The sequence below is a fragment of the Pseudoalteromonas sp. S327 genome (assembly GCF_005886415.1).
GTDB classification, from domain to species: Bacteria; Pseudomonadota; Gammaproteobacteria; order Enterobacterales; family Alteromonadaceae; genus Pseudoalteromonas; species Pseudoalteromonas atlantica.
On sequence record NZ_PNDP01000157.1, the window covers coordinates 1 to 242 of the forward strand.

The 242-nt window shown below is 37.6% G+C and carries 1 pseudogene; it reads left to right on the top strand.

Features of this window, described 5'->3' with window-relative positions:
• Nucleotides 1-242, top strand: a pseudogene (locus CWB60_RS20540) (copper resistance system multicopper oxidase); the annotation flags it as partial.

Genomic DNA, 242 nt, shown 5'->3' on the forward strand with positions numbered 1-242 from the left:
GCATTTATTATTGAACCGCGAGAAAAAGATATTATTAGTGCAGATAACGAGCATGTTATTCAATTATCTGATTGGACTGATGATGACCCATTGGCGCTGTTCCGCATATTAAAAATACAGAGTGATGTATTTAACTTCAATCAGCCCACTGTTCCAGAATTTGTTGAAGACGTTTCAAATAGCGGTGATTCGAATGCTTTGCAACGCCGCATAATGTGGAATCAAATGAGAATCAATCCTAC